This is a genomic window from Tardiphaga sp. vice154 (genome assembly GCF_007018645.1).
GTDB lineage: Bacteria > Pseudomonadota > Alphaproteobacteria > Rhizobiales > Xanthobacteraceae > Tardiphaga.
Genome location: NZ_CP041399.1, coordinates 5,210,934 through 5,237,540, shown reverse-complemented (window position 1 = coordinate 5,237,540; position 26,607 = coordinate 5,210,934). Strand labels below are relative to the sequence as shown.

Here is a 26,607-nt window from a genome sequence, read left to right as displayed (position 1 = left end):
CGGCGGGCGTTCGCTGACCATCGGCGCGGTCGCTCTGATGCTGATGCTGTGCCTGACCTGGGGCTTCAACCAGATCGCCATCAAGCTGGTGCTCCCCGAAATCCCGCCCTATCTGCAGGCGATGATCCGCTCGTCCGGCGCGCTGGTGGTAATCCTGCTGATTGCCGCCGTCCGCGGTACCAAATTGTTCGAGCGCGACGGCTCGCTGCCGGCCGGGCTGCTGTGCGGGCTGATGTTCGGCGTCGAATTCGTGCTGATCTTCCACGGCCTGCAATATACCTCGGCCAGCCGCGCCTCGGTGTTCCTGTACACCGCGCCGTTCTTCGTGGCGGCGGGGGCCTATCCGTTCCTGGGCGAGCGGCTGCGCGCCGTGCAATGGGCCGGGCTCGCGGTCAGCTTTACCGGCGTGGCGTTTGCGATCGGCGTGCCGCAGCCCAATGTCGATGCGCAGGTGCTGATGGGCGACCTGATGGTGGTGGCCGGCGCGGCGCTGTGGGCGGCCACCACCTTGTGCGTGAAGGCGACCCGGCTCGGCCGCTGCCCGCCGGAAAAAGCACTGGGATATCAGGTGGCGATCTCGATCCCGGTTCTCGGTCTCGCCGCCTGGCTGGCCGGCGAGACCATCCCCCGCATGCCCGGGACGCTGACGCTGTCCTTGATGGCGTTTCAGGCGATCTGGGTGGTCGGCATGACGTTCATGATCTGGTTCAGCCTGGTCCGGGTCTATTCCGCCAGCAAATTGTCGGCCTTCACCTTCATCACCCCTTTGATCGGCGTCGCCGGCGGCTATCTGATCCTGCACGACCCGCTGACCCCGGCCTTCGGGGTCGCGGCGGTGCTGGTGATCGTGGGGCTGTATCTGGTGAACAAGCCGGCAGCGCGGGCGGTTTAGATATTCGACGCGCTCTTACCGGCATTTAAGCAACTGTTCTGTAAGAGTATTTTTTCGATTTCAATGTGCCGGCGCGGTGCGCCCGATGTGCCGATATCCGCCGCGTCGTCAGCAAATTGTCAGCTTTTACCGCTATACCCCCTTAACCTCAGTGCCCCGACTGGCTATTTCAGGGCCGGTGCACGACACGGTGACCATTGATCCATTGCTGAATGTCACCAAAACCTGATATTCGAGACCCCATGAACATGCTTGAAAAACCGCCGCAGAGAGATGTCGCCGGCCCGATGGCCCGGCATCGCAGCACCCAGGTCATGGTCGGCAACGTCGCCGTCGGCGGCGGCGCCCCGATCGTCGTGCAGTCGATGACCAACACCGACACCGCCGACATCCAGGGCACCATCGAACAGGTCGCAGCCCTTTCGCGCGCCGGTTCGGAAATGGTCCGCATCACCGTCGACCGCGATGAGGCGGCGGCCGCCGTGCCGCATATCCGCGACGAGCTGCGCAAGCGCGGCATCACCACGCCGCTGATCGGCGATTTCCACTACATCGGCCACAAGCTGCTGGCCGACCACCCGGCCTGCGCCGAGGCGCTCGACAAGTACCGCATCAATCCGGGCAATGTCGGCTTCAAGGCGAAGCGCGACACCCAGTTCACCGACATCGTCGAGATGGCGCTGAAGTACGACAAGACGATCCGGATCGGCGCCAATTGGGGCTCGCTCGATCAGGAACTGCTGACCAAGCTGATGGACGAGAACGCGCTGCTGGCCGAGCCGAAGGACGTTCGCGCCGTGACCCGCGAGGCGATGGTGCAGTCGGCTTTGCTGTCCGCCGCGCGCGCCGAGGAAATCGGCCTGCCGAAGAACCGCATGATCCTGTCGGCCAAGGTTTCTGCCGTGCAGGACCTGATCGCGGTGTACCAGACGCTGGCGGAACGCTCCGACTACGCGATCCATCTCGGACTCACCGAGGCCGGCATGGGCTCGAAGGGCATCGTCGCATCCAGCGCGGCGCTCGGCATCCTGCTGCAGCAGGGCATTGGCGACACCATCCGTATTTCGTTGACGCCGGAGCCCGGCGGCGACCGCACGCTGGAAGTCCAGGTCGCGCAGGAACTGCTGCAAACCATGGGTTTCCGCACCTTCGTGCCGCTGGTCGCGGCGTGCCCCGGCTGCGGTCGCACCACGTCGACCACGTTCCAGGAACTGGCGCGCTCGATCCAGGACTTCATCCGCGTCGAGATGCCGGGCTGGAAGACCACCTATCCGGGCGTCGAAGCGCTGAACGTCGCGATCATGGGCTGCATCGTCAACGGCCCCGGCGAATCCAAGCACGCCGACATCGGCATCTCGCTGCCGGGCACCGGCGAAACTCCGGCCGCGCCGGTGTTCGTCGATGGCAAGAAATTCCGCACGCTGCGCGGGCCCAACATCGCCGCCGACTTCAAGGCGATGGTGATCGACTATATCGACCACCGCTACGGCTCGGGCGCGGCATTGCCGGCACAGGTCGGCGCGGACGCGGCGGAGTAACTCGGAGCGCCGGCGGAGGTTAGTCTTCTGCCGGCGGTTGCTTGCGGGCCGTGTGCCGCACGCTGACGATTAGCACTTCGTCATCCGATTGGTGGATCTCGTAAAGGATCACGTAGGGGTAATTAACGACGAAAAGTCGACGCACGCCGGCAACCTGCGACTCTTTGCCTGAAAACGGAAACTCACGCAAAAATCGGGCTCGATGAAGAATGCGCTGGGCAACGGATCTGGCCGACGCCGGACTTCGCTCCCTGACAAATGCGAAGATTTGCTCAAGTTCTCGTCTCGCGGTGTCCGACCACCGCAGCTTCACGGGAAATATCGATTGAACAACGCTGTGACTTCTTCGTCGCTGACGATCCGCCCAGCGCGGATGTCAGCCTGGCCACGTTCGATGGCCGCTCGATCTTCATCCGTCAATTCGTAATCCTCGGCATGCCGGGTTTCGATCTCGACAATCGACTGGGCGAGCTCTTCCTTGGCCTCTTCCGACCAGGTCGAAACCCGCGCTATCAGCTCTGCCAGTGCTTCATTTGTCATGCCGGGATATTACCAAATCTCCCGGAATTCCGCATCTGGTTTTGGATCACCCGACCCACTGCCATTGCGAGAACAAAGCCGCGTAGACCAGCAGCAGGCCGCCGAACACGCCGACCATCGCCGGCGCAGCCCAGCGCCAGCGGTTGCTCAACAGGGTCAGCGTCAGGAACAGCGGAAACGAGACGATGTTGAAGCGGGCCATCGAGGTGAAGCCGGCGGGACCGCCGCTCAGGGTCAGATAGGGCAGCAACAGCAGCAGGCTGGCGAACAGCGCCATGCCGCGGCCGATCCCGGCGAACCAGGCGCGCACGATCAGTCCGATAAAGATCAGCGTGAACCACTGGTCGAGCCCGGCGGGGCTCATGTCGGCGAGATTGATGTTGCGCAGCGGCTCCAGCAGCAGCGCCGACACGATGCGCGTCAGCATCGACGTGTTCTCGTGAAACGCCGCCTGTCCGTCTGAAAATGCCATCGGGTTACCGAATGTGGCGCTCAGATAGGCCATGTAAAGCCACAGGCCGGAAGTCGCGATGATCGCCAGCGGCACGGCCTCGATGAGGAACCGGCGCGGCGACCGGCTGCGCCACAGTTCGAACAGCAGCACGGGACACAGCACGACGCCGCTGGATCGGGTGGCGATGGCAAGCCCGGCCAGCACCGCCGCCGCCAGGAAGTGCTGGCGGCCGACGGCGTAGAAAAAACAGACCATCAGCAGCAGCGCCAGCGGTTCGGTATAGCCGGCAGACAGGAAGATCGACGACGGAAAGAACGAGATCATCGCCACGGTGGTCAGTGCGGTGCGGTCGTCGAACCGTTCGCGTATCAGCCTGAACAACATCAGGATGGCCGCGACGGACGCCAGGTTGGCGACCAGCAGTAGCGCATCGTAGATCTCGATGCGCAGCACGCCGGCCACAAATCGCGACAGCATCGGATAAAGCGGATAGAACACCACGGTCTGGGTCTGGCCGGGATCGCCGTTGTATTTGTAGCCTTCGCGGGCGATCAGCCCGTACCACTCCGAATCCCAGCGCAGCAGCCGGTGATACCAACTGGCGCCACCGAGCCAGGTGTCGTTGCCCAGCGGAACATAGGTCCGTCCGAACACCACGCCGAAAAACACCAGCAGCCGCGAACCGAGATAGATCACCAGTGCCTGGGCATAGGGAACGACCCGGCGCAGCCGCTCGGTCCAGCCGTCGAGCATCACCGTGGTCAGCCGATCGGCAGTGGTGCCGGTCAGCGTAGTTACGCCCGCGCTTTCAAGCATTTCAGACCGATCGGCGACGCCATTGTCGAAAGCGAGTGGTGCGGGCGGTGACAAGACCGTCTCCGGACCAGGGCAGGGTCGTATGGTCCTATGTTGCTAACACAACATAGGCTGAAACCGCAGTAATATGCGTGCCAGCGCTAGATCGGCATCCGTCGGTATTCCCGGTTGATCAGTCCTGCCTCTTCCAGATCGAGATCGCGCTCGATCCGGCGGCGGCTTTCGTCGGTGATCTTGCCGTCGCGCAGTTGCATGTGGATGAACTTGCGTTCGGCGGCGATCAGTTCGCGCACCAGATCGGTCCCCAACGCGGAATTGTCCGCGTCGGGATCGAGCTGCTCCGGCAACTGCCCGGAGCGCACCTCGTGCCTCTTGCGCAACAGCTTCAGGACTTCCTCGGACAGTTCGCGATCGTCGGTCATGGCGTCGAGCGAGGCGAGTGCGGCGCTCAGCGCCTCGCGGCGGGCTTCGAGTTCGGCCTCGTGCTCGGCGATGTGCTCGTCGCGGCCCTCCTTGCCCAGGCCCAGCAGCTTCACCACGACCGGCAGGCCGAGCCCGAAGCCGACCAGCGTGATCAGGATGATGTTGAAGGTGACAAACAGGATCAGGTCGCGTGACGGAAAGCCTTCGCCGGACGGCAGCGCGAACGGCAGCGCCAGCGCCGCGGCCAGCGACACCGCGCCGCGCACGCCGGTGAAGGCCACGACGAAGGTCCACTTCCAGTTCGGCGCCGGATCGGATTTGCGCAGTTTCGGGTTCAGCCAGCGCGGCAGGTAGATCGCGGGATATACCCAGGCAAAGCGCGCAATCACGATCACCACGCCGACCAGAGCGGTCGCGAGCAGAATGTCGCCGATGACGAATGCCTTGGACTTTTCGATCAATAGCCGCATCTGGAAACCGGTGAGCAGGAACAGCATGCCCTCGATCAGGTAGACCACGAGGTCCCAGAAGAAGATGCCCTGCAGGCGGGTCGCGGCCGAGATCAGCAGCGGGCCGTTCCACGAAATGTAGAGGCCGCAGACCACGGTGGCGATGATGCCGGAGCCGCCGAAATGCTCCGGGATCAGATAGGCGACATAGGGCGTCAGCAGCGATAGCGTGATCTCGACCTGCGGGTCGCGCGCGGCGTGGCGCAGCCGCAGGCTGGCCCATCCGATCAGAAGGCCAAAGGCAAATTCGCATGTCAGGATGGCGGCGAAGGTGCCTGCGGCGACCGGCAGCGAGAACGCGCCGGTGGTGATGGCGACCACGGCAAAGCGGTACAGGATCAGCGTGGTGGCGTCGTTGGCGAGGCCTTCGCCTTCCAGCACCGTCAGCATGCGCCGCGGCAGGCCGAGCTTCTTGGCCACCGCAATGGGCGCCACGACGTCCGGCGGCGCCACGATGGCGCCGAGCAGGAAGCCCACGCCCCACGGCAGGCCGATCAGGAAATGCGTCGCGGTGGCCACCGCGCAGGCGGTGAAGATCACGCAGCCGACGGCGAGCAGCGTGATCAGTCGCAGGCTGGCGCGGAACTCGCGCCAGCTCATCGCGACCGACGCCGAATAGATCAGCGGCGGCAGCACGCCGAGCAGCACCGCTTCGGGCGGCAGCTCGATCGCCGGCATGCACGGCACGAAGGCCAGCGCGCCGCCGGCCAGCAGCGCCAGGATTGCATGCGCCATGTTGATGCGGCGTGCGAGATAGGCGGTGCCGGCGAGCACGGCGAGCAGTACCAGGAAGATAGGGAACTTGGTTTCCACGCAATGTCCTCTAAAAGTGTAGTTTGCCCGTCAAGGCGTCGAGGTCAATGCGGTGCGCGATCTTGTTTCCCTCTCCCCTTGTGGGAGAGGGTGGATCGACCGCTCTAGCGAAGCTTCGCTTCGCACGGGCGGTCGAGACGGGTGAGGGGGAGCCGCGAGTTCAGTCGCCAAGAACCCCCTCATCCGACCGCGCTATCGCGCGGCCACCTTCTCCCACAAGGGGAGAAGGAAGTAAGAAAGAGGAAAAGAGCTCAGATCGCACTCGCCGCGATGTTGACCATCAGCGCCACCAACGCGGTGTTGAAGATGAACGAGACGATGCCGTGCGCCGTGGCGATGCGGCGGATCGGCTTGTCGGTGATACCGACGTCGGAGGTCTGTGCCGTCATCCCGATGACAAAGGCGAAATACACGAAATCCCAATAGTCGGGATGGTCGGGTGTATCGTCGTCGCCGGTGGGAAACGCCAGCCCGCCGGGTTTTTCGTCGCGGTAGAATTCGTGCGCGTAATGCAGCGCGAAGGTGGTGTGCACCGCGGCCCATGACAGCGTGATGGTGTGCACGGCCAGCGCGAGAGCCGGCGGCGCGTGCTTGCCGGCGCCGAGTTCGAACACGATGGCGGCGATGCTGGCGAAAGCGCCGAGGGCTGCCACCAGCAGGATGATGATACTGCCGTCGTCCTGCAGCACGGCGTTGCGGCGGATGTTGCTGCGGTCGCAGCGCGCCATCATGCCGAACACCAGCGCCAGATAGGCGGCGACGAAAATGTCCCAGCCAATCAAGAGCCGGGTTACCAGCCGCAGCTCGCCGGGCAGCAGGAAGAAGGCCACGACGCCGATCGCCATCGCGACGAAGGTGCGCGGCCGGGCGTACACGATGCGCAGCGGTCGCGGCAGTTTTTCGAAGCGGGCGACGAGCTGGTCCAATTCTTGGCCCGGCTTTGTCATGCTCAGTTCTTGCGGTCGGCGACGAAGCGGGCGGCAGCGCGCAGCACGTCGCCGCGGGCGCCGAACACCGCCAGCGCGGCATCCGCGGTGGCGATCAGGTCGCCGACCCGCGACTTGGCGCCTTTGAGCCCGAGCTGCGTCACGAACGTGGTCTTGCCGAGGGCTGCGTCGGCCCCGGCCGGCTTGCCCAGGGAGGCGGCGTCGCCCTCGACGTCGAGCAGGTCGTCGGCGATCTGGAAAGCTTCCCCGAGCGCGCGGCCGTAATCATCGAGCGCCTTGTACTGGTCGGGCGTCGCCTGGCCGAGCAGGGCGCCGGCGATGCAGCCGAAGCGGAGCAGGGCGCCGGTTTTCATCTGCTGCACCCGGGCCACATCGACCGGCCCGGTATCGCCGAACCGGCCTTCGCCGGCGAGATCGAGCATCTGGCCCCCGACCATGCCGCCGAGGCCGGCGCAGCGTGCCAGCGCGCGGGTCAAGAGCAGGCGGACGGTGGGGTCTTTATGAATTTCGTCGCGGGTGATGATGTCGAAGGCCAGCGTCAGCAGCGCGTCGCCGGCCAGGATCGCGGTGGCGTCGTCGGTGGCCTTGTGCAGGGTAGGACGGCCGCGACGCAGGTCGCTGTTGTCCATCGCCGGGAGATCGTCATGGATCAGCGAATAGCAGTGGATGCATTCCAGCGCGGCGCCGACCAGAAGTGCCGCGTCGCGCGGCACGCCGAATACCGCCGCACTCTCCACCACCAGGAACGGCCGCAGCCGCTTGCCGCCGCCGAGGCTGGAATAGCGCATCGCGTCCATTAGCCGCTTCGGGCGCGCAATCTCGTCCGGCAGCAGGGTGTCGTCGAGCAGTCGGGCCAGCACGGCTTCGGTGTCTTCGGCGGTCTGGTCGAGGCGGGTGGCGAAATCAGTGGGGGCGCCGGTCGTCATTTCAGAATAGCTCCAGATCAATTCGGCGGGACAATCCTCCATGGCAGGCGCGGCGTCAATTCCGCGGTGGCGTCCCGCAGCATATCCCGCATGCTTGCTTAACCGCCTTGAAAAGCCCGAGGAATCCCCGCTCTATCGGCGCAGCCGAAGCAACCCGGAAACCATCGCCTTGCGCATCCTTCGCCGCCTGATCCTGATCGTCGTGCTGCTGCTGGCGCTGCCTTACCTGCTGACGCCGCTCTACAGCCTCGGCCACCCCGTCTCGGCGCTGATGGCATGGCGCTTCGTGACGGGATCGCCGGTGGAGCGGAGCTGGGTGGATCTTTCGGCGATGTCGCCGGCGCTGCCGCGCAGCGTGGTGGCCTCCGAGGACGCCAGTTTCTGCAAACATAACGGGATCGACTGGAATTCGCTGCAGAACGCCATCGAGGACGCGCAGGACGGGGAGGTATCCGGCGGCGGATCCACCATCACCCAGCAGGTCGCCAAGAACCTGTTTCTGTGGCCGGGCCGCAGCGTGGTTCGAAAGGGGCTGGAGATCCCGCTGGCGATGTGGATCGACCTGGTGCTGACCAAGGCGCGGATCCTGGAAATCTACCTCAACATCGCCGAAATGGGCCCGTCCGGCCAATTCGGCGCCGAATCCGCCGCCAAATTCGCCTTCGGCCGATCGGCCACCAATTTGTCGGCGCGCGACGCGGCCTTGCTGGCGGCGGTGCTGCCGAACCCGATCACCCGCAGTGCGAAGACGCCGGGTCCGGGCGTCCGGCGCCTGGCCTCGACCTATCAGGCCCGCGCGCAGGCGGCGGAATTGCAGAAATGCTGGTGATTAAGGCTGTCATTCCGGGGCGCGGGCGGCGTCAGCCGACCGCGAACCCGGAATCCCGGAGTGTTTGAACATGTCGAGGTTCCGGGTTCGCTCGCGCTGGAGCGCTCGCGCCCCGGAACGACAGTGAGAGGCGGTGCGAAATTCCGCTCGCGCCGCCCTAGCCATTCCGTCCCCGTTCCGTTATAGACACCGCCTTATCGACGATTTTGTCCGCGCCCCGGCGCCGGGCCGTCCGTCCGCGGATGCCGATCGAACACTCTGACATCACTGCAAGGACCATCCCATGGCCGTTCCCAGAAGAAAAACATCGCCGTCGCGGCGTGGCATGCGCCGTTCGGCTGACGCGCTCAAGACCCCGACCTATGCGGAAGACAAGGATTCCGGCGAACTGCGTCGCCCGCATCACCTCGACATGAAGACCGGCATGTACAAGGGCCGTCAGGTTCTGACGATCAAGAAAGAATCCTGACCGCCGCCCGAAGGCGCGCCGCTCCCCGCGGCGCAGCTCTCGAGGTGAGCCAAGGTTCAGGACAAGCGGGTCGAAGCGTCGGGCGGGTTCAGTAAAACTGCACTTCCGCCCGAATTCGCTCCAACTCTGGAGCTAATCGCTGGATTCCAGTACGCATCGGCGTCGCCGGACGGCGCGTCCGATTCTCTCGCTTGCAAAGAAGGCCCAAGATGGCGTTTCCGCTGCTGCTGATTCCGCTGGCGATCTGCAACATCATCGTTTTCCTGATGCCCGACCTGGCGCTGTCCGTGCCGGTGCCGCTGTTTTCGATCACCCTGATGTCGAAGGACGTCTGGACGGTGACGCTGAACGACATGCTGGTCGCGCTCGGCATCTTGCTGTTGCTGCTGGAAGTGATGCGCGCGGCGCGTCCGGCGGCGAAATATTTCACCGATCACCTGCTGTCGCTCTTGGTGTTCGGCGGCGCTGCCGCCGAATTTGTCATGCTGCCGAAATTCGGCAACTCGACCTTCTTCCTGATTACCCTGATTGCGATGGTGGATTTCTTCGCCGGCATCTCGCTGCGGGCGCGTCGCCCCCGACGCGTGGCTGTGGCGGCCGAACCGGTGCGACCCGCGCCGGCCCCGCGCTCCGAGCCGTCCGAACTGGTCGCCGTCCCGCCGGCTCCGGTGATGCCGCCGCCGGCCGCTGTGGTTCCGCCGGCCACGTCGGTCGCCGAAGCAGCACTGCTGGAAAATTCGACGCCGCCACCGGTGCCCGCGGTCGAACCGCGGACCGAGCCCAGGCTGGATGCGACGTCCGCGCCGCGGCCGGATGCCGAGCCGATCCCTCCGGAAGTCGTCGCCCACACCTCGCCGCAGATCACGTCACCCGACCTGCAGCCCGGCAATGGCCCGCATCCGTCCAAAGATATCCCCCCGACGACGCGCTGAACCGTCAGCAGATCCGGCGCGTGACGCCGGCCACGGCTCGGCGGTTTGCGACGGCCCGATAGGCCGCGTCCACATCCGCCGCCTCGGCGCGGCGCAGGCTGCGGGTTTGCGGGCTCTGTTCGGCGGTCGCAATCAGCTGGATGATGAAATAGGGGTCCGGCCGCGACAGGCTGTAGCTTGGCGGTGCGGTTCGCCGCGGCGCTGTCGTCTCGATGATCGCGCCGGACGCCTCAGGCACAGCCGTGCCATCGCGCCGCGATCGCGGCGGGGTCTGGCTGATCCGACTGATTCCAACGATCCGCATAGCGATCAGCGTCCGCTTCAATTCGGGACAGGAACGTCCCCCTTGAGAGCTGCTTCGCAAGGCACATGCCGGCGCGCGCATGCGGCCCGGCCGGCATCCACTCGGCGTGCAAACCCGGCCTTTCTCGAATTGTTCAGAAACTTTCGCTAGAATCGACGCATCCGCGCCGTCACAATCTGACGCGAACCCGCGAAGGCGTCCCACAATGAGGCGACTGTGATATCCGGCCCATTACCGATCAGCAGCGCCCCAAGCCCCGATGATATTCTGGCCGCGCTCGGCCAGGCGGCCTTTGTCTGGGATGTCGCCACCGACACGATCGTCTGGACCGACCAGGCGGCGGCGATCTTCAGGGACGTGCCCGCCGCCGCGCTGGCGACCGGCGCCGGCCTGTCGGCGCTGATCGAGCCTCATCGCACGGTGCGGACCGAGGCGCTCAGCCAGGCGATCGCCGCCCGCGAGGCGGGCGCGGCGCCGGACCAGGGCGGCTGCTACCGGATCGAATATGGCATCCGCGGCAGCACCGCGGACACCGTGCTGTGGATCGAGGAAACCGGGTACTGCCTCGGCGCCACGGGCGAGACGCTGCGCGTGCAGGGCATCGTCCGCATCAACAACGAGCGGCACGCCCGCGAGGAGCAACTGCTCAAGCTGTCGCAGCATGATCCGGTCACCGGCGCGCTCAATCGCGCCAATCTGCTGATCGCGCTGGCCGAAGCCATCGAGGAGAGCTCCCGGTTTCGCTCTTCCTTTGTTTTCATGCTGGTCGGCATCGACCATCTGGCGCGGATCAATGACGCCTTCGGCTTCGACGTCGCCGACGAGGTGATCGCCGAGATCGCGAAGCGGATCGGCGTGCGGCTGCGCGGCGGCGATGTGATGGGGCGGTTTTCGGGCAACAAGTTCGGGCTGATCCTGAAGAATTGCAGCGTCGACGAGGCCAATGTCGCGGCCGAACGTTTCCTGCAGGTCATCCGCAGCGACGTGATCCTGACCCGTTCCGGCCCGGTGTCGGTGACGGCGTCGATCGGCGCGATCGCGGTGCCGCGCTATGCCCGCACCAATGACGAGGCGATCAACCGTGCGCAGGAAGCGCTGGAGATGGCCAAGCGCCGCCGCAACGGCAGTTCGGCGATGTGGCGGCCCAATGTCGAGCGCGAGGCGCAGCGCCGCGTCAACATCCGCGTCACCGACGAGATCGTCACCGCGCTGAACGAGCGCCGCATCGTGGTGGCGTTCGAGCCGGTGGTGCATGCCGGCTCGCGCCATCCGGCGTTCTACGAATGCCTGGTCAGGATGCGGCAGGAAGACGGCGAGGTGCTGCTGGCGCCGGACGTGGTGCCGGTGGCCGAGAAGCTCGGCCTGATCCGGCTGGTCGATCACCGCGTGCTGGAACTGGTGATGGCAGAACTGTCGGCGTCGCCGCACGTCCAGCTCAGCCTGAACATTTCGCCCGATACCACGATGGATTCGGACTGGTGGTCCTCGATCGAGTCGATGATGCGCGCCCATCCCGGCGTGGCCGAGCGGATGATCGTCGAGATCACCGAGACGGTGGCGATCCAGGATCTCGATGACGTCCGCGGCTTCGTGACCCGGGTGAAGAATTTCGGCGGTCGCATCGCCATCGACGATTTCGGCGCCGGCTACACGTCGTTCCGCAACCTGCGCAAGCTCGGCGTCGATATCGTGAAGATCGATGGCGCCTTCGTGCAGAACATCGCGCGCTCCGCCGATGACCGAGCCTTCGTGCAGACCATGATCGATCTCAGCCGCAGGCTGGGCATCAAGACGGTGGCGGAATGGGTGCAGGACGAAATATCCGCCGATCTGCTGCGCGACTGGGGCTGCGACTACATCCAGGGCAAACTGATCGGGCTGGCCGCCCCGGAGCGCCCTTGGCTGGACGACACCGCCGCGCCACGACCGGCGATGGGATAGCTCTTACTTCTTCCTTCTCCCCTTGTGGGAGAAGGTGGCGCCGACGAAGTCGGCGTCGGATGAGGGGTCTCTGGGCGACGGCGTTTGAGGCTACCCCTCACCCGTCTCGAACCGCTTCGCGGTTCGATCCACCCTCTCCCACAAGGGGAGAGGGAAGAAAGTGAGTCTGGCTGCTATCTCAGCTCACCTACTCCGATTTGTGCTCCGGCTTCACCTCGTGCGACATGCGCTCGAGGCGATCCTGCATATCCTTCATCTGGCGGCGCAGATCGTCGATGTTGCCGGCGTCGGGCGCCGGCTCCTGTGGTGCTTCCGGCTCGCTCATCGGCATGCCGGCGCGATTCGGGACAAACGGTTTGAACATCGAGAAGGTCTGCTGAAACATTTCCATGTTGCGACGGACATGTTCTTCCAGCGGCGCGAAGGGCGTCATGCTGAACGTATTGGTGAGCTGCTTGCGGAATTTCTCCTGCTCGCGCGTCAGCGAATCGATCGACTGCTCGAGATATTTCGGCACCACCATCTGCATGCTGTCGCCGTAGAAGCGGATCAACTGGCGCAGGAAGGTGGTCGGCAGCAGGCTCTGGCCAGCCTTGTTTTCCTGTTCGAAAATGATCTGGGCCAGCACCGAGCGGGTGATGTCGTCGCCGGTCTTGGCGTCGTAGACGAGGAAATCCTCGCCGTCCTTCACCATTGTCGCAAGGTCCTCAAGCGTCACATACGTACTGGTTCCGGTATTATAGAGCCGGCGGTTCGCGTATTTCTTGATTGTCGTGGGCTGATCTGATTTCGCCATGGGGCTCACACATACACCGAGGACAGGGATCCGCTGACAGTGCGCCAACGGATTTAATTAGGGGGTTAACCAACGCATTGCAGCAAAGAAAGCACTTTCGCGAAGCTTCGGCTACCGTTTTGTGCGGCACGGTTAAAATCGCAGCATGGTTGTGCTATGCAAACGGACATTGGTGGTAATTTGCGTGCGCTGCAGCAAATCCGCTATGGCTAATTGACAGTGCTCGCCTACGTTAACAGGATGGACACCAGTCGAATTTCGCCGAAATCCGGCGATCTCGTTTCATAAAAAACCTCAGCAACAGGAGAGATGCCCATGTCCGACGATGTCGTCATCGTCAGCGCTGCCCGCACCCCGGTCGGCAGCTTCAACGGCGCGTTCGCCACCATGCCCGCCCATGAGCTCGGCGCCATCGCGATCAAGGCCGCGCTGGAGCGCGGTGGTATCGAACCGGGCCGCGTGTCCGAAGTCATCATGGGCCAGATCCTGACCGCCGCGCAGGGCCAGAACCCGGCGCGTCAGGCCTCGATCGCCGCCGGCCTGCCGGTGGAAACCTCGGCCTGGGGCGTCAACATGCTGTGCGGCTCCGGCCTGCGCACCGTGGCGCTCGGCTATCAGGCGCTGCTGAACGGCGACTCCGAGATCGTCGTTGCCGGCGGTCAGGAATCCATGAGCATGGCGCCGCATGCGCAGTATCTGCGCGGCGGCGTGAAGATGGGTCCGGTGGAATTCGTCGATACCATGATCAAGGACGGGCTGTGGGATGCCTTCAACGGCTATCACATGGGCAACACGGCCGAGAACGTGGCGCAGAAGTACCAGATCACCCGCCAGCAGCAGGACGAATTCGCGGTCGCTTCGCAGCAGAAGGCGGAAGCCGCACAGAAGGCCGGCAAGTTCGCGCAGGAGATCATCCCGGTCACCGTCAAGTCGCGCAAGGGCGACATCATCGTCGACACCGATGAATATCCGCGCCACGGCGCGACCATCGAGGCGATGGCCAAGCTGAAGCCGGCCTTCCTGAAGGACGGAACCGTCACCGCGGGCTCCGCTTCGGGCATCAATGACGGCGCCGCCGCCGTAGTGCTGATGACCGCGAAGCAGGCCGCGAAAGAAGGCCGGACCGTGCTTGGCCGCATCGTGTCGTGGGGCCAGGCCGGCGTCGATCCGTCGATCATGGGCACCGGGCCGATCCCGGCGTCGCGCGCCGCGCTGAAAAAGGCTGGCTGGAAGATCGAGGACCTCGATCTGATCGAGGCCAACGAGGCCTTCGCGGCACAGGCCTGCGCGGTCAACAAGGACCTCGGCTGGGATCCCTCGAAGGTCAACGTCAATGGCGGCGCGATCGCGATCGGCCATCCGGTCGGCGCGTCCGGCGCGCGCGTGCTGGTGACGCTGCTGCACGAGATGGCGAAGCGCGACGCCAAGAAGGGGCTTGCGACGTTGTGCATCGGCGGCGGCATGGGCATCGCGATGTGCATCGCTCGCGACTAACCACCAGGCGTCACGCACTGGACACATCGTCGCGCGATTGCACTGCACACTACTAACAAAAGGCCCGGCGCACTCGCGTCGGGCCTTTTTGCTTGAAGTTCATCGCACAGCCCTATTTATTCGCTACATAAGAAGAAGCGGGAGGACGGTCATGGGACGTGTTGCGTTGGTGACGGGCGGAACGAGGGGTATCGGGGCGGCGATCAGCAAGGCGTTGAAGGGCGCGGGTTACAATGTTGCGGCATGTTACGCCGGCAATGACGCGGTGGCGGAGAAGTTCAAAAGCGAGACCGGAATTCCGGTCTACAAATGGGACGTCTCGTCATTCGAGGCCTGCGCCGAGGGCGTCAAGCAGGTCGAGGCCGATCTCGGTCCGGTCGACGTGCTGGTCAACAATGCCGGCATCACCAAGGACGGCGCGTTTCACAAGATGACGTCGGAGCAGTGGAGCGCGGTGATCAACACCAATCTCGGCTCGCTGTTCAACATGACGCGCCCGGTGATCGAAGGCATGCGGTCGCGCAAATTCGGCCGCATCGTCAGCATCTCCTCGATCAACGGCCAGAAGGGCCAGTTCGGCCAGGTCAATTATTCCGCGGCCAAGGCCGGCGACATCGGCTTCACCAAGGCGCTCGCGCTGGAGAATGCCAAGCTCGGCATCACGGTGAACGTGATCTGCCCGGGCTACATCAATACCGAGATGGTGCAGGCGGTGCCGAAGGACGTGCTGGAAAAAACCATCCTGCCGCAGATCCCGGTCGGCCGCCTCGGCGAACCCGAGGAGATCGCCCGCGCCGTGATGTTCCTCGCCGCCGACGAGGCCGGCTTCATCACCGGCTCGACGCTGACGGTGAATGGTGGGCAGTATCACGCATAGGATGTCTCTTTCTTCCCCTCTCCCCTTGTGGGAGAGGGTGGCCGCGCGAAGCGCGGACGGGTGAGGGGGGCCGCACGCGACGTCGCCAAACGCCCCCTCATCCGACGCCGACTTCGTCGGCACCACCTTCTCCCACCGAGCGAAGCTCCGCTTCGCGCGGGGGAGAAGGAAGAAACGAGACTTCATGACTCCCCGCACTGCCACCATGATCGGGCTCACCGCCATCCTGATGTGGTCGCTGCTCTCCGTGATGACGGTGGCCACCGGGACGATGCCGCCGTTCCAGCTGATGGCGATGACGTTTGCGATCGGGGCCATGGCGAGTTTCGCGGTGAGGCCGCGGGCGTTGCGCGCGCTCAGGCAGCCGTGGCGGGCCGCGATGGTCGGAATCGGCGGGCTGTTCGGCTACCACGCTTTGTATTTCGTGGCATTGCGGCTGGCGCCTCCGGCGGAAGCCGGCCTCTTGAACTATCTGTGGCCGCTGTTGATCGTGTTGCTGTCCTCCTTCCTGCCCGGCGAAGGGCTGCGCGCGCATCATGTGATCGGCGCGCTGCTCGGGCTGGCCGGCACGGTCGTGCTGCTGTGGGGCAATATCGATCTGGTCGCGACGCCAACGCAATTGGCCGGCTACGCCGCGGCGCTGGCGGCGGCCTTCGTCTGGGCCGGCTATTCGGTGCTGTCGCGCCGCTTCAAGGCGGTGCCGACCGATGCGGTGGCGGGCTTCTGCGCCATCACCGCGCTGCTGGCCGGGGCGGTGCATGTCGTTGCCGAAACCACGGCCTGGCCTGCGTCGCCGCTGGCCTGGATCGCTGTCGCAGCACTCGGCGTGGGTCCGGTGGGGGCGGCGTTCTTCGCCTGGGACATCGGCATGAAGCGCGGCGACATCCGCGTGCTGGGGGCTGCGTCCTACGCGACGCCGCTTTTGTCGACGTCGTTTCTGATCCTGGCGGGCTATGCGCAGCCGAGCGCCAACCTCGCGCTGGCCGCGGCCTTGATCGCCGGCGGCGGGCTGATCGCGGCGAAGGAGTTGCTGCGGAAGAAAAGCGCATAGGCTCGGCTCTTTTTTCCCTCCCCCAAAGCGAAGCGAAGCTTCGCGTGGTGGGGAGGGTGGCCGCGCGAAGCGCGGTCGGGTGGGGGGGCGCCACATGCGCTATCGAGCATGCTGCCACACCCCCCACCCGTCACGTTTGTTCGCGGAGTTTATCATCGGGCCGGCGAAGCCGGACCCGTTGGCTCTCAAACGCGCCACCTCTTGTAATTTGCCGAATGCCGTTTCTGCTAAGCTTGGCGGAGCTGTGGCAGGCGAAAGACCGCATCACCTGAGGGACACCAAGCCCGTTGGGGAGCGTGGGTCTTCGCCTGCCGTTCCATCGAACCCGAACAGTCGCTTGGGCCGCTTTGCGAGCCCGCTTGCGCAAGGATGGGATCAGATGGACGCGATTTACGTTGGCATCGATGTTTCGAAGGACCGGCTGGACGTAGCGGTACGCCCAACGGGCCAGAGTTTTGCGGTCGCCCGAGATGGCGCGGGGATCGACGAACTGATCGGACGACTGAAGGCGATCTCGCCACGGCTGGTAGCCATCGAGGCGACCGGCGGCTTCGAGACGGTTGTCGCAGCGGGCCTCGGCGGAGCAAGCCTGCCGGTGGTGATCGTCAATCCGGCGCAGGTGCGCTTCTTTGCCAACGCGGTTGGCAAGCGCGCCAAGACCGATCCGATCGATGCCATGGTGATCGCGCATTTTGCCGAGGCGACCAAACCGCAGCTGCGTCAGCTGCCCGACGAGATGACGCGCCTGCTTGCCGATCTGGTCGCGCGCCGGCGCCAGATCGTCGAGATGATCGCGGCGGAAAGCCAGCGTGCCCGTCGCGTCAGTAATCCGCGGTTGAAGAAGAGCATCGCCCGGCTGCGCAAGGCGCTGGAGAAAGAGCTGGCTGAACTGGACGACGATATCCGCGATCACGTCCAGGGCACGCCGGCCTGGGCCGAGAAGGAAGATCTGCTGGCCTCGGTCCCGGGCATCGGGCCGACGATTGCCCGCAGCCTAATCGCCGAATTGCCGGAACTGGGCACGCTTGATCGCCGTCAGATCGCCGCGCTTGCGGGTCTGGCGCCATGGACCCGGCAATCCGGCCAATGGCGCGGCAAGAGCTTCATCGGCGGCGGCAGAGCCAGCGTGCGCGGCGTGCTGTTCATGGGCGCCATGGTCGCCGCTCGCTTCAATCCGACGCTCAAACTGTTTCGAGACAAACTCGTTGCCGCCGGCAAGCCCAAGCTGGTGGCGATCATTGCGGTCGCCCGCAAGCTACTCACCATCCTCAACGCCATCCTCCGGGACAAAACGCCATGGCAGCCCAAAAACGCCTGACCCGAAAGACAGTCGCTCCCCACCGCGAAGACGCGGGTGGGAGGGAAAAGAACCGCGTTTCAGCTAGAAGGCATCCACCCCGGCGGCGCCAGTTCGAAGGTTGCGAAATCAAATCCTGGCGCCACGGTGCAGCCGACCAGGGTCCAGTCGCCAGTGGTGCTCGCGGCCTGCCAGGCGTGCGGCGGCACGATGCCTTGCGGCAGTTCGCCGGCCGCGAGATCGGCGCCGAGCCGCAGCACGCGCGAGCCGCTGTCGTCGGCAATGCTCAGCTCCAGCGCTGCGCCGGCGTGCCAGTGCCAGATCTCGACGGCATCGATGCGGTGCCAGTGCGAACGCTCGCCTTTTGCCAGCAAAAAGTAGATCGCGGTCGAGCGCGACCGCCCGTTCGCATCCACCGCAGAATCGCGAAAGGTCTCGCGAAAATGCCCGCCTTCGGGATGCGGCTTGAGGTCCAGCCGGGCGATGATCTCGGCCGCCGTCTCCGTCACGATTTGTTCTTGCGCTCGCGCAACTCGGCGAACACGTCCTCGCCGCTGGCGCCCTTCAGCCGCACGCCGGCCGCGACCGACGGTTCGTCGGCGCGCAGGAACACGTTCCACTTCTTTTCGTCGCCGAGCAGAGTCGGGATGGTCGGCTGGTTCGCCGCGCGCAGCTCCGTGACCTTGGCGGCCCAGGCCTGAAGGTCCGGATTGCCGGGCTCGATGGGCAGCGCGAATTTGACGTTGGAGGCGGTGTATTCATGGCCGCAATACAGCCGGAAATCGTCCGGCAGCGCGCGCAGCTTCAACAGCGACTGCCACATCATCGGATAGGTGCCCTCGAACACCCGGCCGCAGCCTACCGAGAACAGGGTGTCGGCGGCGAACAGCGCCTTTTCATTGTCGAACACGTAAGCGATGTGGTCGAGCGTATGGCCGGGCGTCTCCAGCACGCGGGCCAGCATGTCGCCGACCCGCACCACGTCGCCATTGGCGACGCGCAGATCGACATCGGCGATCGCCGCCGTCTGGTCATGCGGCGCCACGACGCGGCAATTGTACTTGTGCTTGAGCTCTTTGACGCCGCCGACATGGTCGGCGTGGTGGTGCGTGATCAGGATGTCGGTGAGGATCCAGCCTTCGCGCTCCAGCACCTTGATGATGGGCGCGGCCTCCGGCGCGTCGATCGCGGCCGTCATGCGGCTCTGCGGATCGTGGATCAAATAGCCGAAATTGTCGGACAGGCAGGGGAACACGCGAATTTCGGCGGCCATGATATCTCCGGGAATCCTGAACGGTGCTGGGTTCTGACATATGGCGTTAACGTTGCCCCGGCAATGCGAGAATCGGGGCATGCCGACTCCTGCCGACGTGGTAGAAACATTCATGGCCATCGACGTCATCGACCTCCGGGATTTCTATTCGCGCCGCCTGGGCCTCGTGGCGCGGCGGCTCATCAACCGCGGTATCCAGGCGCACTGGCCGGACGCGCACGGGCTGCGCGTGCTGGGGCTGGGCTATCCGACGCCCTATCTCGGCCTGTTCCGGGAGACCTCGGAGCGTTGTATCGCCTTCATGCCGGCGGCGCAGGGCGTCTTGAAATGGCCGACCGACAAGCCGGCGCTGGCCACTTTGGTCGACGAGTTCTCGCTGCCGCTGCCGGATGCCGCGGTCGACCGCATCATTCTGGTCCATGCGCTGGAAATGTCGGACGATCCCGGCGGGTTGCTGCGGGAGATATGGCGGGTGCTGGCGCCGTCCGGCCGGCTGCTGGCGATCATCCCGAACCGCCGCGGCGTCTGGACCCGCACCGAGCACACGCCGTTCGGCCACGGCCGGCCCTATTCGCGCGCGCAGATCACGGACTTGCTGCGCCAGACCTGGTTCACGCCGTCGGCCTGGAGCGAGGCGCTGTTCATGCCACCGTTCGGGGGGGGGTGGTTCCTGCAATCGGCGATGGCCTGGGAGAAGCTCGGCGCCGCGATGGCACTGCCCTTCGCCGGCGTGCATCTCGTCGAGGCCACCAAGCAGGTCTATCGCGCGATCCCCGCGCATCGCGAGCGGACCCGGCTGATCCCGGCGCTGCAGCCGGTGCTGGTGCCGTCGCGGTTGCAGCGCGACGAGGAGGAAGAACTGCCGGAGCCGAAGCCGCAGGGAGGGTGAGGCGCTTCCTGTAGCCCGGATGACAATCCGGGGCCGGCGCATCACATGACGTCCTTTCCCGGATTGCGTCACCGACCCGCGCAAGGCGCGGCCCGCTGACTTCATCCGGGCTACGTCTTCACTTCTCCGCCAGCGGATGCAGGTCGCGCACCAGGCTCTTCAGGCGTTCTTCCACCACATGGGTATAGATCTGCGTCGTCGAGATGTCGGTATGCCCCAGCAGCGTCTGCACGATGCGCAGGTCGGCGCCGTTGTGCAAAAGGTGGCTGGCGAAGGCGTGGCGCAGCACATGCGGGCTGACCAAAGCCGGTGCAATGCCGGAGGCGGCGGCGAGTTCTTTCAGATCGCGGGCGAAATGCTGCCGGGTCAGATGCCCGCTCTCGCCGAACGACGGAAATAGCCATTTCGACGCCGCGGTCTTCTTCGGCTGGGTGGCCTGCAACTCGGCCATCGCGGCGAGATAGGCCGCCATCGCCTGTTTGGCGGTCTCATTGAGCGGCACCAGCCGCTCCTTGTTGCCCTTGCCGCGCACCACGATCATGCGCGCGTCGCGCCTGGCCGCCGTCAGCGGCAGCGACACCAGTTCGCTGACGCGCAGTCCGGTGGCGTACAATACCTCCAGCAGGCAATAGAGGCGCGCCTCGCGCAGCCGCTGGGCGATCGGCGTCGCCAGATTTTCGGCCTGCGATTTCGCCTGCACCAGCATGCGGTCGACGTCGGCGATCGACAGCACCTTGGGCAGGCTGCGGCCGCGCTTGGGGCCGGACAGGATCGCGGCGGGGTCGTCGCTGCGCAACCCTTCGCTGAGCAGGAAGCGGAACAAATGGCGCAGCGCCGACAGCCGGCGCGCCACGGTGGTCGATTTGAAGCCGCGGCCGTCGAGATCCTCGAGGTAATCGCGCAGCAATTGGGTATCGGTGGCCTTGAAGCTGGAGCGGACCCGGCAGGCGAAGTCGGAGAAATCGGCGAGATCGCGGCGGTAGGCGTCCAGCGTGTTCTCGCCGGCGCCCTGTTCGGCGGCCAGCATGTCGAGAAACAGCCCGGCCCATTTGGCATCGGAGGTAGGATTGGTGCTCAACAGAAGACCCTTGCTTGCCAGTGAAGCGGTGCGGCCGTGCGCTCCCTCTCCCATAGGGAGAGGGCTGGGGTGAGGGGTTACGCTCTCTCAATGGCGCAAAGCCCCCTCACCCGGCGCTTCGCGCCGACCTCTCCCCAACGGGGAGAGGTGAAGCAAAGCCGCTCCGCCGGTAATTCTTGTGCAGCCTAGCCGCTATTTCTTGAGAAACTTGTCGGGCTGGATCGTGACCGTCATTTCCCGTGGGCCCGGATTGACGAAATTGGCCAATGCGAACACCACGCCATAGACGAGGCCGCCGATGAGGGCGACGATCGTCAGGAAACGGAACAGGCTGGGCATGGCCGGGGACTCAAAGCGGGTCGAAGGGGGCATTGCGGTGCAGCGCACCCGCCGGGTCGCCACTTCTGTCGGATACAGTTTGACACTCTCGCTGGCAACGCTTGTCGCAGGGCTGGTATAGGTGACGAAAATGCGGCAATCCTTCGTCATCCCAATGCTTTGCCCGCGCAATCCGTTGGCCGCGCATCGTTTTTGCAGGTGAGTTGATGTCCGATACCGTCTTGCCGACCCACAGCACTGCCCAGGAGGCCGCGATCGTCGCGGGCCTCGGCAAGCGCTCGGTCGTGCTGGTCGGCATGATGGGCGCCGGCAAATCGACGATCGGCCGCCGGCTGGCGATGCGGCTGCGGCTGCCCTTCATCGATGCCGACAACGAGATCGAGGCCGCCGCCGGCATGTCGATCCCCGACATTTTCGAGGTCCATGGCGAGCCGCATTTCCGCGACGGCGAGGCGCGGGTGATCGCCCGCCTGCTGGAAAGCGGGCCGATCCTGCTGGCCACCGGCGGCGGCGCCTTCATGCGCGAGGACACCCGCGCCAAAATCCGCGACAGGGCGATCTCGATGTGGCTGAAGGCCGATGCCGACGTGATCCTGCGACGGGTCAAGCGCCGCGCCGACCGGCCGCTCTTGCAGAACGCCGATCCCGCCGCGGTGATCGCCCGGCTGATCGAGGCGCGGCATCCGTTCTACGAGCAGACCGACATCCTGATCGATTCGCGCGACGTGCCGCATGACAGGATCGTCGATGAATGCGTCGTCGCCCTGCACGAGCACCTGTTCCGGCCGCGCCCGGCCTCCGCCATTATCGAACCGACAGGCGATCCCTTGAGCCCGATTTTATGACCTTGCCTATGACCGCCCCCCTGAACCATTCCGCGCCGATCACGGTCGAGGTCGCGCTCGGCGAGCGGGCCTATGACATCATCATCGGCCGCGACGTGCTGCCCTCGCTCGGCGCCCGCATCCTGGCGCTGCGGCCCGGTGTGCGGACCGCCATCATCACCGACCGCACGGTGGCCAGCCACTGGCTGGCGGCCACCGAAGCCTCGCTGGCGGAAGCCGGCATTGCCACCTCGCATTTCATCGTCGAGGACGGCGAGGGCTCGAAGAGCTATGCCGGGCTGGAAAAGGTTTCCGAGGCGCTGGTCGCGGCCAAAATTGAGCGCAACGACCTGGTCATTGCGCTGGGCGGCGGCGTGGTCGGCGATCTCGCCGGCTTTGCCGCGGCGATCCTGCGCCGCGGCGTCGATTTCGTGCAGGTGCCGACCTCGCTGCTGGCGCAGGTGGATTCCTCGGTCGGCGGCAAGACCGGGATCAACTCGCCGCACGGCAAGAACCTGATCGGCGCGTTCCACCAGCCGCTCTTGGTGGTCGCCGATACCGCGGTGCTCGACACGCTGTCGCCGCGCCAGTTTCGCTCCGGCTATGCCGAAGTCGCGAAATACGGCGTGCTCGGGGATGAGGCGTTCTTCGCCTGGCTGGAGGCCAACCATGCCGAGATCGTCCGCGGCGGCGCGGCGCGCGAGCATGCCATCGCTACCTCGTGCCGCGCCAAGGCGGGCGTCGTCGCGCGCGACGAGCGCGAGAACGGCGAGCGCGCGTTGCTCAATCTCGGCCACACTTTCGGCCATGCGCTGGAGGCCGCAACCGGCTTTTCCGACAGGCTGTTCCACGGCGAGGGCGTCGCGGTCGGCATGGTGCTGGCGGCGCAGCTCTCCGCGCAGCTCGGCATGATCGCCGACAGCGACGCCGCGCGCGTGCAGCGTCATCTCGTCGAGTTCGGCCTGCCGACGCGGCTGCAGGACATCGCCGGCTTCACCCAGGAAGGCCTGGCCGACGCCGACGCCCTGATGGCGCTGATGGCGCAGGACAAGAAGGTGAAGCGCGGCAAGTTGACGTTCATTCTGCTCGAAGCGATCGGGCAGGCGGTGATCGCCAATGACGTCGAGCCGGCGGTGGTCAGGAACTTTCTGCAGGCAAAACTGTCGGCATGAGCCTCCCTTGCGTTTTGGCTCGGGCGAACCCACAAGCTCCGTCATTGCGAGGAGCGAAGCGACGCGGCAATCCAGAAGCGGCAAACGCGGCAAGAACTGGATTGCTTCGTCGCAAGGGCTAAGGGGAAAGCCAATTGGCTTTCCCTGACCTCGCAATGACGGCTGAAAAGCCGGTACTTTAATTCAGCCGACCGTCGGCCGCATGAGGCAGCCCGCAGACGTGAAAGAAATATGACTTCCAACGTTGCCAGTCTCCTGATCGCCGTGCTGCTGCTGGCGGCCAACGCCTTCTACGTCGCGGCGGAATTCGCGCTGGTGTCGAGCCGCGGCTTTCGCGTCAAGGCGATGGCCGAGCAGAACCGTTTTGGCGCGCGTTTGCTGCAGCAGATGATGAACAACGTCGAGGCCTACCTCGCTTGCTGTCAGCTCGGCATCACCATGGCCTCGCTGGGGTTGGGCTGGGTCGGCGAGCCCACCGTGGCGGCGCTCTTGAAGCCGCTGCTCGAGCCGCTCGGCCTATCGGAATCGGCGGTGCATTTCACCTCGTTCCTGAGCGGCTTTCTGGTGTTCTCCTCGCTGCATATCGTGATCGGCGAGCAGGTGCCGAAGACGCTGGCGATCCGCCAGCCGGAGCCGGTGTCGCAATGGATCGCCTATCCGCTCTATGTTTCCTTCGTACTGTTCTGGCCGCTGAACTGGCTGCTCAACAATGCCTCGCGCGCCACGCTGCGCATGCTCGGCGTGCAGGAAGTGTCGAGCCACGAGATCCTCACTGGCCGCGAGATCCAGGGGCTGGTCGGCGAATCCGCCGAGCACGGCAAGATGGAATCGGGCGAGGCCGAATATATCCAGAACGTGTTTCGCTTCGGCGATCTTGCCGTGTCCGACGTGATGGTCCACCGCACCGCGATGGTGATGCTCAACGCGGATCTGCCGTCGGAAGAACTGGTGCGTGAGGTGCTGACCACCGAATATACCCGCATCCCGCTGTGGCGCGACAAGCCGGAGAACATCATCGGCGTGCTGCATGCCAAGGATCTGTTGCGCGCGATCCGGGCCGTCGACGGCGACACCTCGAAGATCGATGTGGCTTCCATCGCGCTGCCGCCATGGTTCGTGCCGGAGATGCGCCCGCTGTCGGATCAGCTGAAGGCATTCCGCCGCCGCAAGACGCATTTCGCGCTGGTGGTCGATGAATATGGCGAAGTCGAAGGCATGGTGACGCTGGAGGATGTGCTGGAAGAGATCGTCGGCGATATCTCCGACGAGCACGACGTGGTGGTCGCCGGCGTCCGCGCCCAGCCGGACGGTTCCGTGGTGGTCGACGGCTCCGTCCCGATCCGCGATCTCAACCGCGCGATGGACTGGCACCTGCCCGACGAGGAGGCGACGACCGTGGCGGGCCTGGTGATCCACGAGGCGCGCTCGATCCCCGAGCGCGGCCAGAGCTTCACCTTCCACGGCTTCCGGTTTCGGGTGCTGCGCCGCGAGCGCAACCGCATCACCGCATTGCGCATCGGCCCGGTGCCGGTGGAGCCGGAGCCGGTCGGGAAGAAGCCAAGGGCCGGGACGTCGTTCTGATTTTCTAACGAGATAAGAGCAATGGCAGCAGTGCTCCCTTCCCCCTTGCGGGGAAGGGTCGGGGATGGGGGGCCCCACGCGCTGAACTTTCAGCGACGCTCTGTAAAACCTGAATGAAGAAGTCGTTGCTGCATCGCCTGCGCGACATCGCAGAGGTCGTCGCTCGCGGCACCCCCATCCCCGGCCCTTCCCCGCAAGGGGGAAGGGGGCACTACCGCCGGTGTTCGGACCAATTAGCCCGCCTCGCCCTTCGTTCGCGCCTTCAGCGCCAGCGCGTGGATCGGGCCGGCGAGTTCCGCAGCCAGCGTCGCATTGATCATTCGGTGGCGTTCGATCCGGCTCTTCCCTTCGAAGCCGTCCGACACAATATCAACTCGGAAGTGCGTCTCGCCGCCGGGCTGATGGCCGGCGTGGCCTTCATGCAGATGCGACTCGTCGGTCACCTCAAGGCGATCGGGCGCGAAGGCGTCCTGCAGTTTCTTTGAGATGATGTCTTTGACGGTCATGGCAGTTCCTCGCATATCGGCTTAACGTCTTTGCCGCATCATCGTCAATCGCTGGAAATCGGCGCCACTGGGATCATATCCGAATGTCAAGACTTGAAGCTTTTCGCGCGGCGTTGTCATAGTCCGCCATGGCCATCGACTCATCCAAATTCTTCGACTCCATCCGCATCAAGCCCAATAAGCTGAGCGCCAAGCAGCAGGCCGCCGCGCGCGAGGAAGCCGCGATGTGCGAGTGGCCGGAGTGCAAAAACAAGGGGCCGCACCGCGCCCCCAAGGGCCGCGCCAACGACAAGGAATACTGGCACTTCTGCCTGAACCATGTCCGCGAGTACAACCAGTCCTATAATTTCTTCTCCGGCATGACGCTGGACGCGGTGGCGAAGTACCAGAAGGACGCGCTGACCGGCCACCGTCCGACCTGGAAGATGGGCGCCAATGGCAGCAAGGGCAAAGGCAAGTCGCCCGAGGCCGACCTCGAAGGCGCCGCCGATCCGTTCGCAATGTTCTCTGAACTCAACGGCCGCAACCGCTGGCGGCCCGGTCCCGGCGCCAAGGCCGAAGCGCCCAAGGCCGAGACGCGCAAGATTTTCAACGCCGAGCGCAAGGCGCTTCAGGTGATGGGCCTCGGCCCCGACGCCACGCTGGAAACCGTGAAATCGACCTACAAGGCGCTGGTCAAGCAGCACCACCCCGACGCCAATGGCGGCGACCGCTCCACCGAGGATCGCCTGATCGAGATCATCAAGGCGTATAATTATCTGAAGACGGTGGTCCGGGGCTCGTAGGCTCTGTCGTCCCGGCAAGCCCGCGCGTCAGCGCGGGCGCAAGCCGGGACCCATACACGCCATCGACAAGTGGCGGCACGGCCGCAGCGGCCTTCCGTCTCTTATCTCTGGAGGCTATGGATCCCGGCGTTCGCCGGGACGACGGCGGAGAGGGCGGTGGACTTCACAGCTTGCCCGCATTCCCGCCCTCCGTAACATTTGATTAAACATGTCGGCACTCCAGCCGCCTTTATTCCGCCGCATCGCGGTTTCGGCCGCAATTAAGCCCCGCCACCAAGTTTTAACCGTTCGGGTCCAAGGGTATTTGCGCCC

The 26,607-nt window shown here is 65.1% G+C and carries 28 protein-coding genes; 15 read left to right on the top strand and 13 right to left on the bottom strand.

What is annotated here, in order from left to right; all coding sequences use genetic code 11:
* Positions 1–37 precede the first annotated feature (37 nt).
* Positions 38–892: a DMT family transporter gene (locus FIU28_RS24600; protein ID WP_441351316.1), complete on the top strand. Its 855-nt coding sequence runs from the start codon at positions 38–40 to the stop codon at positions 890–892.
* 242 nt (positions 893–1,134) lie between these two features.
* A complete protein-coding gene (ispG, locus tag FIU28_RS24595) occupies positions 1,135–2,430 on the top strand; it encodes a flavodoxin-dependent (E)-4-hydroxy-3-methylbut-2-enyl-diphosphate synthase (protein ID WP_143575705.1) in 1,296 nt (431 codons plus the stop codon).
* A gap of 19 nt (positions 2,431–2,449) precedes the next feature.
* Here the strand turns inward: ispG and FIU28_RS27390 are convergent, their stop codons facing one another.
* The 6 genes from FIU28_RS27390 to FIU28_RS24565 form a co-directional block, all read right to left on the bottom strand.
* Entirely contained in the window at positions 2,450–2,743 is a 294-nt protein-coding gene (locus FIU28_RS27390) for a type II toxin-antitoxin system RelE/ParE family toxin (RefSeq protein WP_168203032.1), read from the bottom strand.
* A complete protein-coding gene (locus FIU28_RS24585; RefSeq protein ID WP_143575704.1) occupies positions 2,740–2,970 on the bottom strand; it encodes a hypothetical protein in 231 nt (76 codons plus the stop codon). Before FIU28_RS24585 ends, FIU28_RS27390 begins: the two co-directional genes overlap by 4 nt.
* A 46-nt stretch (positions 2,971–3,016) precedes the next feature.
* Complete coding sequence (locus FIU28_RS24580) at positions 3,017–4,294, bottom strand: mannosyltransferase family protein (protein ID WP_143575703.1); 1,278 nt, start codon at positions 4,292–4,294, stop codon at positions 3,017–3,019.
* A gap of 86 nt (positions 4,295–4,380) precedes the next feature.
* Positions 4,381–5,985 carry a Na+/H+ antiporter gene (locus tag FIU28_RS24575; protein ID WP_143575702.1) on the bottom strand — a complete coding sequence of 535 codons (1,605 nt, stop codon included), beginning with the start codon at positions 5,983–5,985 and terminating at the stop codon, positions 4,381–4,383.
* Between the two features lie 251 nt (positions 5,986–6,236).
* On the bottom strand, positions 6,237–6,932 hold the full coding sequence (locus tag FIU28_RS24570; protein ID WP_143575701.1) for a DUF1345 domain-containing protein: 696 nt from the start codon (positions 6,930–6,932) through the stop codon (positions 6,237–6,239).
* 2 nt (positions 6,933–6,934) lie between these two features.
* Positions 6,935–7,858, bottom strand: coding sequence for a polyprenyl synthetase family protein (locus FIU28_RS24565; RefSeq protein WP_143575700.1), 924 nt, complete (start codon positions 7,856–7,858; stop codon positions 6,935–6,937).
* Positions 7,859–8,027: 169 nt separating this feature from the next.
* Between FIU28_RS24565 and mtgA the strand changes: the two genes are divergently transcribed.
* From mtgA to FIU28_RS24550, 3 genes are all read left to right on the top strand, one after another.
* Positions 8,028–8,687: a monofunctional biosynthetic peptidoglycan transglycosylase gene (mtgA, locus tag FIU28_RS24560; protein ID WP_143575699.1), complete on the top strand. Its 660-nt coding sequence runs from the start codon at positions 8,028–8,030 to the stop codon at positions 8,685–8,687.
* A 283-nt stretch (positions 8,688–8,970) separates the two neighbouring features.
* On the top strand, positions 8,971–9,156 hold the full coding sequence (gene rpmF, locus FIU28_RS24555; RefSeq protein WP_143575698.1) for a 50S ribosomal protein L32: 186 nt from the start codon (positions 8,971–8,973) through the stop codon (positions 9,154–9,156).
* Between the two features lie 209 nt (positions 9,157–9,365).
* Positions 9,366–10,088, top strand: coding sequence for a hypothetical protein (locus FIU28_RS24550; RefSeq protein ID WP_143575697.1), 723 nt, complete (start codon positions 9,366–9,368; stop codon positions 10,086–10,088).
* A 4-nt stretch (positions 10,089–10,092) separates the two neighbouring features.
* On the opposite strand, the gene FIU28_RS24545 is transcribed toward FIU28_RS24550, so the two are convergent.
* The gene (locus FIU28_RS24545) at positions 10,093–10,413 is read right to left on the bottom strand and encodes a hypothetical protein (RefSeq protein WP_143575696.1); all 321 of its coding nucleotides are present in this window, start codon (positions 10,411–10,413) and stop codon (positions 10,093–10,095) included.
* Positions 10,414–10,608: 195 nt separating this feature from the next.
* Between FIU28_RS24545 and FIU28_RS24540 the strand changes: the two genes are divergently transcribed.
* On the top strand, positions 10,609–12,333 hold the full coding sequence (locus FIU28_RS24540; RefSeq protein WP_143575695.1) for a bifunctional diguanylate cyclase/phosphodiesterase: 1,725 nt from the start codon (positions 10,609–10,611) through the stop codon (positions 12,331–12,333).
* Between the two features lie 187 nt (positions 12,334–12,520).
* Here FIU28_RS24540 and phaR read toward each other — a convergent pair whose 3' ends face one another.
* Entirely contained in the window at positions 12,521–13,129 is a 609-nt protein-coding gene (gene phaR / locus FIU28_RS24535) for a polyhydroxyalkanoate synthesis repressor PhaR (protein WP_143575694.1), read from the bottom strand.
* A gap of 315 nt (positions 13,130–13,444) precedes the next feature.
* On the opposite strand from phaR, the gene FIU28_RS24530 reads away from it, so the two are divergent.
* The 4 genes from FIU28_RS24530 to FIU28_RS24515 all read left to right on the top strand — a co-directional run bounded on the left by FIU28_RS24530 (position 13,445) and on the right by FIU28_RS24515 (position 17,869).
* Positions 13,445–14,623, top strand: coding sequence for an acetyl-CoA C-acetyltransferase (locus FIU28_RS24530; protein WP_143575693.1), 1,179 nt, complete (start codon positions 13,445–13,447; stop codon positions 14,621–14,623).
* 151 nt (positions 14,624–14,774) lie between these two features.
* The gene (phbB, locus tag FIU28_RS24525) at positions 14,775–15,500 is read left to right on the top strand and encodes an acetoacetyl-CoA reductase (protein ID WP_143575692.1); all 726 of its coding nucleotides are present in this window, start codon (positions 14,775–14,777) and stop codon (positions 15,498–15,500) included.
* A 184-nt stretch (positions 15,501–15,684) separates the two neighbouring features.
* Positions 15,685–16,551: an aromatic amino acid exporter YddG gene (gene yddG / locus FIU28_RS24520; protein ID WP_143575691.1), complete on the top strand. Its 867-nt coding sequence runs from the start codon at positions 15,685–15,687 to the stop codon at positions 16,549–16,551.
* A 379-nt stretch (positions 16,552–16,930) separates the two neighbouring features.
* Positions 16,931–17,869, top strand: coding sequence for an IS110 family transposase (locus FIU28_RS24515; protein ID WP_143572486.1), 939 nt, complete (start codon positions 16,931–16,933; stop codon positions 17,867–17,869).
* Between the two features lie 59 nt (positions 17,870–17,928).
* On the opposite strand, the gene FIU28_RS24510 is transcribed toward FIU28_RS24515, so the two are convergent.
* Together FIU28_RS24510 and gloB are read right to left on the bottom strand one after the other, a co-directional pair.
* A complete protein-coding gene (locus FIU28_RS24510) occupies positions 17,929–18,357 on the bottom strand; it encodes a cupin domain-containing protein (protein ID WP_246660796.1) in 429 nt (142 codons plus the stop codon).
* Positions 18,354–19,121: a hydroxyacylglutathione hydrolase gene (gene gloB, locus FIU28_RS24505; RefSeq protein WP_143575690.1), complete on the bottom strand. Its 768-nt coding sequence runs from the start codon at positions 19,119–19,121 to the stop codon at positions 18,354–18,356. Before gloB ends, FIU28_RS24510 begins: the two co-directional genes overlap by 4 nt.
* A 112-nt stretch (positions 19,122–19,233) precedes the next feature.
* Here gloB and FIU28_RS24500 point away from each other — a divergent pair, with 112 nt between their 5' ends.
* Complete coding sequence (locus FIU28_RS24500; protein ID WP_143576387.1) at positions 19,234–20,010, top strand: methyltransferase domain-containing protein; 777 nt, start codon at positions 19,234–19,236, stop codon at positions 20,008–20,010.
* 118 nt (positions 20,011–20,128) lie between these two features.
* Here the strand turns inward: FIU28_RS24500 and FIU28_RS24495 are convergent, their stop codons facing one another.
* Positions 20,129–21,037 (bottom strand): site-specific tyrosine recombinase, encoded by a 909-nt coding sequence (locus FIU28_RS24495; RefSeq protein WP_210245544.1) that lies wholly within the window; start codon positions 21,035–21,037, stop codon positions 20,129–20,131.
* 243 nt (positions 21,038–21,280) lie between these two features.
* Positions 21,281–21,427: a histidine kinase gene (locus tag FIU28_RS24490; RefSeq protein WP_143576386.1), complete on the bottom strand. Its 147-nt coding sequence runs from the start codon at positions 21,425–21,427 to the stop codon at positions 21,281–21,283.
* A gap of 206 nt (positions 21,428–21,633) precedes the next feature.
* Between FIU28_RS24490 and FIU28_RS24485 the strand changes: the two genes are divergently transcribed.
* The 3 genes from FIU28_RS24485 to FIU28_RS24475 all read left to right on the top strand — a co-directional run bounded on the left by FIU28_RS24485 (position 21,634) and on the right by FIU28_RS24475 (position 25,004).
* Complete coding sequence (locus FIU28_RS24485; RefSeq protein ID WP_143575688.1) at positions 21,634–22,272, top strand: shikimate kinase; 639 nt, start codon at positions 21,634–21,636, stop codon at positions 22,270–22,272.
* A gap of 8 nt (positions 22,273–22,280) precedes the next feature.
* Positions 22,281–23,423: a 3-dehydroquinate synthase gene (gene aroB / locus FIU28_RS24480; protein WP_143575687.1), complete on the top strand. Its 1,143-nt coding sequence runs from the start codon at positions 22,281–22,283 to the stop codon at positions 23,421–23,423.
* 231 nt (positions 23,424–23,654) lie between these two features.
* Complete coding sequence (locus tag FIU28_RS24475) at positions 23,655–25,004, top strand: HlyC/CorC family transporter (protein ID WP_143575686.1); 1,350 nt, start codon at positions 23,655–23,657, stop codon at positions 25,002–25,004.
* 233 nt (positions 25,005–25,237) lie between these two features.
* Here the strand turns inward: FIU28_RS24475 and FIU28_RS24470 are convergent, their stop codons facing one another.
* Positions 25,238–25,510, bottom strand: coding sequence for a BolA family protein (locus FIU28_RS24470; RefSeq protein WP_143575685.1), 273 nt, complete (start codon positions 25,508–25,510; stop codon positions 25,238–25,240).
* A gap of 128 nt (positions 25,511–25,638) precedes the next feature.
* On the opposite strand from FIU28_RS24470, the gene FIU28_RS24465 reads away from it, so the two are divergent.
* Positions 25,639–26,295 (top strand): J domain-containing protein, encoded by a 657-nt coding sequence (locus FIU28_RS24465; RefSeq protein WP_143575684.1) that lies wholly within the window; start codon positions 25,639–25,641, stop codon positions 26,293–26,295.
* Positions 26,296–26,607: the final 312 nt, after the last annotated feature.